General features: G+C 58.4%; 10 protein-coding genes. 7 read left to right on the forward strand and 3 right to left on the reverse strand.

The window, feature by feature from the left end; all coding sequences use genetic code 11:
* The coding region (locus ACW4E8_RS40785; protein WP_456809664.1) for a nitroreductase family protein at window positions 1-248 on the forward strand (248 nt) is incomplete at its 5' end.
* A 186-nt stretch (window positions 249-434) separates the two neighbouring features.
* Window positions 435-821 carry a hypothetical protein gene (locus ACW4E8_RS40790; RefSeq protein ID WP_456809665.1) on the forward strand — a complete coding sequence of 129 codons (387 nt, stop codon included), beginning with the start codon at window positions 435-437 and terminating at the stop codon, window positions 819-821.
* 27 nt (window positions 822-848) lie between these two features.
* Here ACW4E8_RS40790 and ACW4E8_RS40795 read toward each other — a convergent pair whose 3' ends face one another.
* Window positions 849-1,340, reverse strand: coding sequence for a hypothetical protein (locus ACW4E8_RS40795; protein WP_456809666.1), 492 nt, complete (start codon window positions 1,338-1,340; stop codon window positions 849-851).
* Between the two features lie 847 nt (window positions 1,341-2,187).
* A complete protein-coding gene (locus ACW4E8_RS40800) occupies window positions 2,188-2,898 on the reverse strand; it encodes an SDR family NAD(P)-dependent oxidoreductase (protein WP_456809667.1) in 711 nt (236 codons plus the stop codon).
* A gap of 460 nt (window positions 2,899-3,358) precedes the next feature.
* On the opposite strand from ACW4E8_RS40800, the gene ACW4E8_RS40805 reads away from it, so the two are divergent.
* The 4 genes from ACW4E8_RS40805 to ACW4E8_RS40820 all read left to right on the forward strand — a co-directional run bounded on the left by ACW4E8_RS40805 (window position 3,359) and on the right by ACW4E8_RS40820 (window position 6,493).
* Window positions 3,359-3,985: a tyrosine-type recombinase/integrase gene (locus ACW4E8_RS40805; RefSeq protein ID WP_456809668.1), complete on the forward strand. Its 627-nt coding sequence runs from the start codon at window positions 3,359-3,361 to the stop codon at window positions 3,983-3,985.
* Window positions 3,986-4,456: 471 nt separating this feature from the next.
* On the forward strand, window positions 4,457-4,678 hold the full coding sequence (locus ACW4E8_RS40810; protein ID WP_456809673.1) for a TonB family protein: 222 nt from the start codon (window positions 4,457-4,459) through the stop codon (window positions 4,676-4,678).
* Complete coding sequence (locus ACW4E8_RS40815) at window positions 4,605-5,633, forward strand: TonB family protein (RefSeq protein WP_456809669.1); 1,029 nt, start codon at window positions 4,605-4,607, stop codon at window positions 5,631-5,633. The genes ACW4E8_RS40810 and ACW4E8_RS40815 overlap by 74 nt, the downstream gene beginning before the upstream one ends.
* Window positions 5,634-5,686: 53 nt before the next feature.
* Window positions 5,687-6,493, forward strand: coding sequence for an energy transducer TonB (locus ACW4E8_RS40820; RefSeq protein ID WP_456809670.1), 807 nt, complete (start codon window positions 5,687-5,689; stop codon window positions 6,491-6,493).
* Between the two features lie 644 nt (window positions 6,494-7,137).
* Here ACW4E8_RS40820 and ACW4E8_RS40825 read toward each other — a convergent pair.
* Window positions 7,138-7,950, reverse strand: coding sequence for an MlaA family lipoprotein (locus ACW4E8_RS40825; RefSeq protein ID WP_456809671.1), 813 nt, complete (start codon window positions 7,948-7,950; stop codon window positions 7,138-7,140).
* Between the two features lie 947 nt (window positions 7,951-8,897).
* On the opposite strand from ACW4E8_RS40825, the gene ACW4E8_RS40830 reads away from it, so the two are divergent.
* Complete coding sequence (locus tag ACW4E8_RS40830; RefSeq protein ID WP_456809672.1) at window positions 8,898-9,146, forward strand: hypothetical protein; 249 nt, start codon at window positions 8,898-8,900, stop codon at window positions 9,144-9,146.
* Window positions 9,147-9,331: the final 185 nt, after the last annotated feature.

Raw genomic sequence — 9,331 nt, forward strand, 5'->3', positions numbered from 1 at the left:
CCATGAAGCAGCCATGGCGTTACCGTCATCTTTTCTGGGAATGCGGCATGCTCGGCCAGGCGCTCTATCTTGAAGCCGAAGCCATCGAAGAGCGCGCCACGGGGATCGGCTGCTTTTTCGATGATGAAATGCATGCCATGCTCGGAATCAAGGATCACTCCTGGCAAAGCCTGTATCACTTCACAGTCGGCGGCGCCATGGTCGATCAGCGCTTGTCGACGTCTGCACCGTATGAAATTCAACCTTGACAAGCAAATGGTGTTGCGACCAAGGAACGTGTCGCCTCCCTCCGCCGGCAGAAGTCGGCCATTAAGAGTCGTTCGCTGCTGCCTGCGTTTGGACATTTAGGCGACCGCTACGCCTTGACAGCGGACCTTCGGGCATTGGTCAGACTCGCTGTTAGAGTGACCCCGGCACCATTTCGGGAGCGCGCGATGTCTTTCAACAAAAGCCAGGACAGCCCTGGCGTAGCGTGGGCCGTTGATATGCAGGCCCATCTGCGTCGCGGGACGGGGAAGTCCCTCATATTTGAAAAAGTCCTCTCCGGCTTCTGGCCCAATTTTCTGAGAGCCGCTGGGGCGCTTGGAATTTTCGGACGTGGAGGACCCGCTTCGACTGAGCGGATTCATTCAGCGGCGTTCCTACATCCTCTGAAAGCGCCAGCCGAAGTCGGCAATCAGCTCGCTTTTGCGCGAATCTTGCCGACGCGGCATTTTCGACTTTTTCAACACAATGGGCCAGAAGCGGGAATGTTCCGCATCGTGAAAAAGCGATATATCCCGCTTGGTCAACATAGCCTGAACGAGCCCTCATTGGGTTAAGTGAAAATCCTGCCGTCTGCTCTTGCGTCAGCAACATTCGGCCATCATGAGAACTCCCGCAACCGCGGTAATTCCTCCCAGGATGCTGTTACCCGCTACGCCCGCCACGACGCCAAGTGCCCCGAGGGCACAGCCAAAGTCGTCCGATCTGATCACAGCCGCAGAGAGAGTCGCACCTGCGCCGGTGTTCAACCTCCTGATTCGATTTTTCAAGGCCGGAAGTACACCGCCATCATTTTTGAAATGCGCGTCGACAGATGTACGTGCGCTCGGTGGTGTGATTCCATCGACCACTTTGCGGAGTTTCTCCTCGCCGAGGCGGTCCGCGAGGTCGAGTGCGAAGCTAACATCGAGCCGATCCCAAGTTTCTTTGGACCTATCGAGAAGTCGAGTGTTCGTCTCCTCGTCTAGCTTTCCGTCTGCAAGTGCGGCGTTGGCGCTGAGGAGGTCCAAAACGGCGACCATCATTTTCGCTGCGCGATTATGCTCCTCGTCCGTCATCGAAATGGGACTAGCCATTTTCTGCTCCTTCAAAAAATATGCGCGCGAGCTCACCTTTTCTTTATTTGGCGATCTCTTGAAGGGAGCATAGAAGATGCGAAGACACGAAATCAAGCGCGCTTGTCAAGAGTATTTTTCAACTCTGGTGTAAAAGATTTTCAATAACAGATTTGAAACACATTTAACAGAATGCGAGTCGTACCAGAATGGGCGAAGTCGGCCCCCGCCCGCACGAGGCCGCGAAACTGGCTTAATATCAATCGGAAAGTTGTGGGTAATTAAAAGAATTCTCCGGCGCTTACTGTGCTTTACCTCATGTTTTCAGAAATGAAATATTTTTAACTTGGTTTAATGCTGCATAAAATATTCTAAATTCAAGACTAGATCAGGGGCGGTCGCCGCGCCGACCTCCATGTCGACAACGCACAGGACTGGAGCACGGAGTACCTGGGCACGCTGCTTTCGTCCGGCACGTCGCTCGTGGTGGTAGTGGGGGGACGCATATTCAAGGACAAGGGAAGGAGTGTCGACGCCATCCGGAATGGCCGTCGACGACTTGTCAGCCACCCCAAAGATCTAGCGATCGCTACACTCGGAAAGCCGACATTCCACCTTCGCAAGCCGAAATGGCGGGAATGGGTCGGGTACGGCCGACCGGCGCTCGCAAGGCGGATCTCAGGATCGATCACAGTTTCCGGCTGCAGATCCTGCCGTTCGTCCGCGCGCACGAAGGGGCATTCCCACGTCGGCTCGACCTGGACAGCGGACCTTGGCCTGTCATCCACGCTTGTTAGGTCATCGGTCCGTTCGGACATAGGGAAGACCGAGGGTGGGCTCGGAAAATGGGGCGCCGTGGTGAAGAGACTCAATGACCGGCAACCTGGCCGCCATCGACATGCAGAATTTCGCCTGTCACGAACGGCGCTGAATCCAGATACAGCATCGCTTCGACGATGTCACTCATTTCGCCCATGCGGCCCATTGGATGCAAAGCGCCGAATTTCGCGTACAAGTCCGGGGGGAACATTGGAGTTTTGATCATTCCCGGTGCGACCGCATTCACGCGGATGCCGCGCTTCGCATATTCGATCGCAAGCGCGCGAGTGACCGCCGCGAGTCCGCCCTTCGTCAGCGACGCCATAGCCGCCGGCAAGGCTTCCAACGCGTGGTCGACGAGGCTCGCCGTGACGTTGATGATGTGGCCGCTCGATTGCTTCTCCATTTGAGCCAGCGCGAGCTGTGTGACATAGAAAAAGCCCGCGAGGTTCACGTTGATCAATGCCGCGAAATCTTCGGCCGTGTATTCGACGAAAGGCTTCGCGATGAAAATGCCGGCATTGTTCACTAGCGTGTCAACGCGCCCGAAGCGTTCGACTGCTTCATCGATCACACGGCGCGCGGTGGCGGGATCGCCGATATTCCCTGCCACGGCCAACAGGTCGGCGTCGTCGGTCTGTTTGATGGAGCGGGCCGTTGCGACAACGTGGTGCCCCCGGCTGCGAAATGCTTTGACCGCCTCCGCTCCCATGCCTTGCGAAGCGCCGGTGATGACAATGACCTTCTGTTGGTTGCTCATGCTCACCTCCTCCAGGTTCAGGTTGACGCGGTGCAGTCCCAGGCTCAAAGAACTTCCAAACGGATCAGCAAGCGTCGGTCCGGCTATGTGCAGTCGTCGCCGATAGATGTTCCTGTTCAATGATGGGACGAGCGTATACATGTGGTACGCGTTGGCTCCGAGTTAGTCCAGTGGCGCCACCTGTAGACGGATACTTTTTTAAGGTGCGAGCATTCGAAGACATTGGGCGTGACGATGCCCGCATGTCCTCCAGTTCTGTCAGGTTCGAAGGCAGCCATTTACTCTGCGCCAGGCCGAACGGCCGGTTCGGGACTCCGGCCCTCCGCCTCCCGCGGTCGAGAGACGGCTCTTCGGACGACTCTGCCCTTCAGCCGCGCTCAGCCGGATGGCTCAGTCGGGTCGATCAGCGACCACTGGCAGAGGCGCAGACTGGTTTCCCTTCACCCGAAAGGAGACCATCATGGAAACCACCGCTCTCGACCAAACGCGTCACGTTCCATGGAACAAAGGGAGGCTGACGGGCCAAAAGCCTCCACTGAAGTTGAACGAGATATGGGCGATACGAACTCGGCTTCAGCTTACGACGAATGTTCGCGAACTGGCGATGTTCAACCTTGCCATTGACAGCAAGCTCCGAGCGTGCGATCTGACCCGCCTGCGCGTGCAAGACATCTGCGTGGTCAACCAGGTTGGCACTCGCGCAACGGTCATGCAGCAGAAAACTCAGCGGCCAGTGGAGTTCGAGATTACCGAACAAACTCGCCAAAGCGTTCAGTGTTGGATTCATGCTCGCGGACTCAAGCTGGGCAACTATCTCTTTCCGAGTCGCTTGCACGCATCGCCGCACCTGTCAACGCGACAGTACGCGAGGATCGTTCATCGCTGGGTCGCCTCCATTGGCCTTGACGATTCAGCTTACGGAACGCATTCCATCCGGCGCACCAAACCATCGCTGATCTACCGGCGCACGAAGAATCTGCGAGCCGTTCAACTGCTTCTTGGGCATACCAAACTTGAGAGCACGGTGCGCTACCTTGGCATTGAAGTGGACGACGCGCTCGAAATGGCAGAGCAGACCGAAGTGTAGTTAGGGAGCGTGGCCGGCTTGCGGTCGCTTGCCGGCCATCTACGGACGCTAGCCGACGGCTCAAACGCAGACATTCGAACGCCGGCTCCGCCGAGATCACGGACAGTCGTGCATGGATTATGTCGAGCGCGTTGTCGGCCGAAGCGAACTTCCCGTTTGAGGGGCTGTGCATTGGTCACACGATATAATCTCCCAAAAAATAAAAGGGAGTGAACAGTGAAGCCATCAGGCCTAATCCTTGTCGGCGCGGTATGGCTTGCCGGCTGCGCCGGCGCGCCGGTGCCCAGCCCGTCGGAACCTCCAGTCGGGACGGTTACCATCGTGGATGACCTAGCGGAAAGAAAGGCAGCCTTGAAGCGCCTACAGGCCATTGCTAGCGCTCAGCCACAGCCCGAGCCATCGGCTTCCGAGCGGACCAAGATGGCGAAGGAGTATGCGAACCGGCTACGCAAACGAATCCGGCCCTTCATCATCTATCCCGATGCTGACTCCCTGGAGGACAACCCAACGGCTGTAGTAACCGTGCAGCTTGGCTCCGATGGAGCCGTAATCAGTGCTTTGCTGACCAAGGCGAGCGGCAATGCGAAATGGGATTCGACGGTCCTGGCGGCTGTCCGCAATGCTTCTCCCCTGCCGGTCCTATCTCTTCCGCGTGATAGGCAGTTCACCATCACGTTCCGCCCGCTGGAATAGAAGCCATGCGCACGTCTGCGATGGCTTCCGTGGTCACCGGCGTCGTTCTCCTGGGGGGCAGGTTTTGGCATGGGCTCTACCTGCAGACGTAACGCTCAGTCTGGAAGACCCGGCCACACACGCTACTACCCAGTGTACGTTGGCTCCGCTCCAATACCCGCGTGGGCTGCGCGCCGTTGGTGCACAAGGTACAGTGGTCATCGAACTCCGGCTCTCTGCCCGCGGTAAGGTGATTCACACCGCCGTGCAAGAAAGCTCTGGCATTGAGCCGCTCGATATGGAAGCAATGCGCCAGGTCCGGGCTGCCCGCTGTCAAGGCCTGACTGAGCCGGCTACCGGTGCCTTGTTAGCTGGTTCGGTGTTTCCCCGCCTGCGATTTACCTTGCCGTCGGCAGCACCGGTTACACAAGCCGGCGCGCCTGGCTCCGCAGAGTCGCCCCCGCATTACAACGCGGCGCTATCGGCATTTATTCGCGCGACTCCTTACTACCTGCTGAAGCTCAAGGAACTGGACAAGCTTGAAGAGGCATTGCCCGACGTCATTCAGTCCGTGCCCAAGCCGGCAGTCTTCGCTTGCCTGCGCCGCAAGCTGACTGTCGACGTGGTGGAGGAGGTCGTCCGCCCAGCGTATGCTCGAACCTTGCCGGATGACGTGGCTCTCCTTCAAGACCTGACTGAGTTGCTGAACTCAGGGTTCGGCGTCAAATCCATGGGACAGGCAGAGCAAGGTAAGGACTTCGATCTGGATCTATTTACGCCGGCGGAGATTCAGCAAGCCGAACGCCTCCTGTCCAAACCGGCCGTCGCACGCTTCATGGCCTCAAAGATGTTCGAAAGAATCAAGGTCGAAGCGCACCCATTCTATTTGCGACTGCTTGCAGATACGCGTGCTGCTTGTATCCGGGAACTAGCGCCGGCCAATTTTGACAAGTCGCGGCTTTTTAAGCAGTCGTAGACGGCAAATCCACTAAAGACATGCAGCTCATGGAGAAAGGAACGCACCACCGCTTGGCGACCCTCGCCCTGACGGCAACGCTACTCGTCGCTTGCGCCGCGAGGCAATCTGAGTCCGTGCTCGATCCGGACGTCGCAAACATTGCGACCGCCTTCTTTGCCGAGAAGGTCCGGTCGAACCTGGCGCACCGCTACTGGGAGTCCGAGCAGCCTGGCAAGTGGGCAGTCGGCTGTGTCAGCGGGTTGGAAGCCCAGGAAATTGGTAGCAAACTCGGCTCCGCGCTTCGGCTTGACATGACAACCGAAGAGTTACGCCAGGCCCGCGATTTTCTGGCTACGCCTACTGGCCGGCTTTACATGGAGCGTGCGGTTTACGAAGTTCCGCGCGCCGCGATGAGCGAGAGTCAAGCCGCAGACTTGAAAGCGTTCTCCAAGACTGGCGCCGCGCTCACGCTCTTGAACCCGCAGTCAACAGCACGCTACACCGATGCATTTGATTTAGTTGTGGCGAAGGACCTCGAGGACTGCAGAAGAAGATACCAAAATTCGCGGGTGACGCATTCGGAAGTACCTCCCCCTGTTGTTGAACGCAATCTCGGTGAGATTCCTTGCACCCCTCCACGGCCTGTCTATCCATCGGACGCCCGAATGAAGCAACAGTCCGGAAAGACAGTTGTGAAACTCTGGGCGAACACGAAGGGGATCGTCTATCTAACGCTTGTTACAGAATCGTCCGGCGTCCCGTCCTTAGATAAAGCCGCTGAAAATGCAGTGCAGGGGATGAGATGTCGGCCATTCGTCGACAACGGAAAGCCAGTGCGCGTAACGGCGCAGCAGCCGATCAGCTTCGAGTTGAACTGACAGAAGGGACACAACGCATGGAGACGAGCGTACTTCGCGGAAGGGTAATCACTGGTAGTCGGGGCCCCGCTTTCTTGCCGCCTGCGCTGCTAAGCCAGTATCTGAGGTTAATCAGTCAACGATTGCGACGTGGTTAATTCTCGACAAGTAAATGACCCCTGTAGCATGGAAGCGGCCGGTTCGCTGGGGCCCGACCCATCGTCCGCTGAGGGTCGGGAACGGCCTGAAGCACGTCGCACCAGCGGCAAGGCCACTTTTACGGGCGTGATGTCACTGGTTATTGGCCCGATCAGGCCAAACTGAAGGAGCTGGGGTACGCCGCGGTCGAGATCGCCATGCCGCGTCCTATTTTTCCCGAAATCGCGAGGCGTCAATCCTGATCAAGGAATTTACTCGTTCGCTGATGGCTGCTGATTCGCCAGCACGGTCACTCGGTCAAGCATATGTCGTCGGGACTTCTCGCCCCTTACCGGGGCCTGGACGGTGTTGCGCACGGTTCCGGCCGGAGACCTGACCTGCCGGCCTTTGAAAGGGGTGCCAACATCCAGGCTGAGTTGCCGCGCCTGGACAAGGTATCGATTTGCCAGTCGGGGGGTACGGTACTGTCAGGGCCAGCAAGAAGCACAGACTGGCCGGGGATCCACTCAACCGGGATTGGTGGCGTCCTCATTGGAATGGCCATCCCTGACAACAGCGTCCGACGTGGCCTGGCCCTCATTGACGAGGTAGCGGCGGCGCTGCAGATACCCGTCGCGCATGAAGCTGTATTTGTCCAGCGCAGCAAGCGAGATCAGGTCCGTCGCCGGCAGCAAGTTGGTCCGCGTATCGACGAAACTCACCCCATACAGGCCAAAGCTGGCCCCCGGATCAAGATACGTGGCAGGTGATAGCGCCGCGTTCACGACCACGCCGGCGCCATCGCGGACAGAACTCGGGCCCAGCACAGGCAGGACGAGGTAAGGTCCGGATGGCACACCCCAGGCGCCGAGAGTTAAACCGAAGTCGGTGTTATGCGTAGAGATTCCAGCGGGTGTGGCGATATCGATCAGCCCACCGATCCCCAGCACCGAATTCACCGCGAGCCGCATACCGGTCTCCGCCGCCGCGCCCCCCCTGCCCTGCAAGAGGTTGTTCACCAGGTTAGAAACCTCGCCTAAATTCGAGAAGAAGTTCTTGACAGCGGTTCGCACTGGGCTTGGCACAGCCTCCCGATACCCTTTGGCAACAGGCGTCGCCACGTACCGATCAATCGTCTGGTTGGCTGAAAACACCGCTCGGTTTACGGGCTCGATAGGATCGGATGGTGTCGCCTGTGGACCGCTTGCGCAGCCAGCGGCAAGAAGCGCAAAGACCAGAGCCGACACAGCGCGGTGAAAACGCGAACGCGTGCAGTCAAGACAGGCCGCGCCAGAGACATATAGGACCACGGTATCTCCGAGGGGAAGGCTTTTTTCCATGTGCCGAGCAATGTTCCAGCCTGAGCAACGCGTTTGTGCGTCGCCTTTCGGCGCACTACATATTTGTGGTCGACGGTATCGGCTTGTGGCCGTTTGATTCTCCATATGATTTCGGAGAGGCCTGTTTCGCAGCGAGAGCTGAAGCGAACTGGCATCAAAACAGGGGAACGTCGGCCTACGAACCAATTTAGGGTGTACCCAGCGCAGTCGCAATTAGACTTTGGTGTAGGTATGTCACACCATTCCTTCCCGCGGACACGAAGGTACCGCCGATACCGTCGCGCAATGGATCGCCGCGACATCGTCGGCCTAAGCCGGTATCACGGGGCGCCACTACCGTCTATCGGGCACGCGGCTCTAGGTATCGAGCCCATGCACGGAAGCAACATGTCCATACCCTCTGAGCAGCCGCCTGCTCCGCTCAAGGCACCGATTCGGAGATGCATGGTCGCGGCGGGCTGCTAAGGAGCCGCCGCATCGCGCTGGGAACCTGTCTATCTGTGGGTGCGAAGGCGGTGCCGTGGTCCGGTCGGCTTCGCGGCAGGCTTCACTAACTCAGTGGCGCGTCACGACAGAAAGCGCCCGCCCAAGCGAAGGACGACGTTAAACGTGCTGTTTCAGTTCCCTATGATGCGCATGACCAAGGCGTCATACTGCACCATCAATGCCTCGTAGGTGCCATCTCGGAGCTTTGTTGCTCGGATCCACAAGTTCGGTGGTGGCCAGGGCAGAACATCCGCTTCGAGATGGTCGAAGGCAGGAACAATCCGTAGTCGGGAAGCGCCGACCGCAGGCCGGCCGGTGTAGGTCGCTTGTCGGCCACTAGGAGTCCGGCCACGGTCAGGGATCCAACTACCGCTCTCAAAGCTCAAACGGACAATGCGCTACCCACGGCGCAAGTGGCCAGGTGATCGAAGTCCGGCTTGCATGTCCATGGCGGCGAGAAGATGCTGGCGGCCCTTATCAAGAATTTCATCCGCGAGCTTCGGGTCGACGTCGGCAACAGCACGCGAAAGCAGCATCGTGCCAACCATCTCGCTGAACAACGTGATCGCCTTCTTGCGGCTACCTTCTCTAATCCCATCCGTCTCTTCGATGACTCTGCTGAATCGGTCGAGATTCTCCGCGAGACCTTCTGCGTAAGCGCCGCACGCCGCGTCACCCAGCCGACGGGCGTCGCCGACAAAACCCGATAAGGGGCAACCCGCATCGATACTCGCGCGATGCGCGGGGGACAGATACTTTGGCGGCAACAGCCGGCCCTACCGGTTAGACTGCCTCACCGCTTCTCTTCAGTTGTATCTAGCGCGAATTCCCTGAGCAGCGTCTCGCGGCTAGCTTCCAGTATCTCTTGCCCGAACGCGGGATCGGCGCTCGCAAC

Source organism: Cupriavidus sp. CP313, from assembly GCF_054072015.1.

Excerpts from the sequence above, each read along its gene's own strand:
- ACW4E8_RS40790 (WP_456809665.1), top strand. The coding sequence starts at position 435 with ATGTCTTTCAACAAAAGCCAGGACAGCCCTGGCGTAGCGTGGGCCGTT.
- ACW4E8_RS40825 (WP_456809671.1), bottom strand. The coding sequence starts at position 7,950 with ATGGAAAAAAGCCTTCCCCTCGGAGATACCGTGGTCCTATATGTCTCT.
- ACW4E8_RS40795 (WP_456809666.1), bottom strand. The coding sequence starts at position 1,340 with ATGGCTAGTCCCATTTCGATGACGGACGAGGAGCATAATCGCGCAGCG.
- ACW4E8_RS40830 (WP_456809672.1), top strand. The coding sequence starts at position 8,898 with ATGCTGGCGGCCCTTATCAAGAATTTCATCCGCGAGCTTCGGGTCGAC.
- ACW4E8_RS40800 (WP_456809667.1), bottom strand. The coding sequence starts at position 2,898 with ATGAGCAACCAACAGAAGGTCATTGTCATCACCGGCGCTTCGCAAGGC.
- ACW4E8_RS40815 (WP_456809669.1), top strand. The coding sequence starts at position 4,605 with ATGCTTCTCCCCTGCCGGTCCTATCTCTTCCGCGTGATAGGCAGTTCA.
- ACW4E8_RS40805 (WP_456809668.1), top strand. The coding sequence starts at position 3,359 with ATGGAAACCACCGCTCTCGACCAAACGCGTCACGTTCCATGGAACAAA.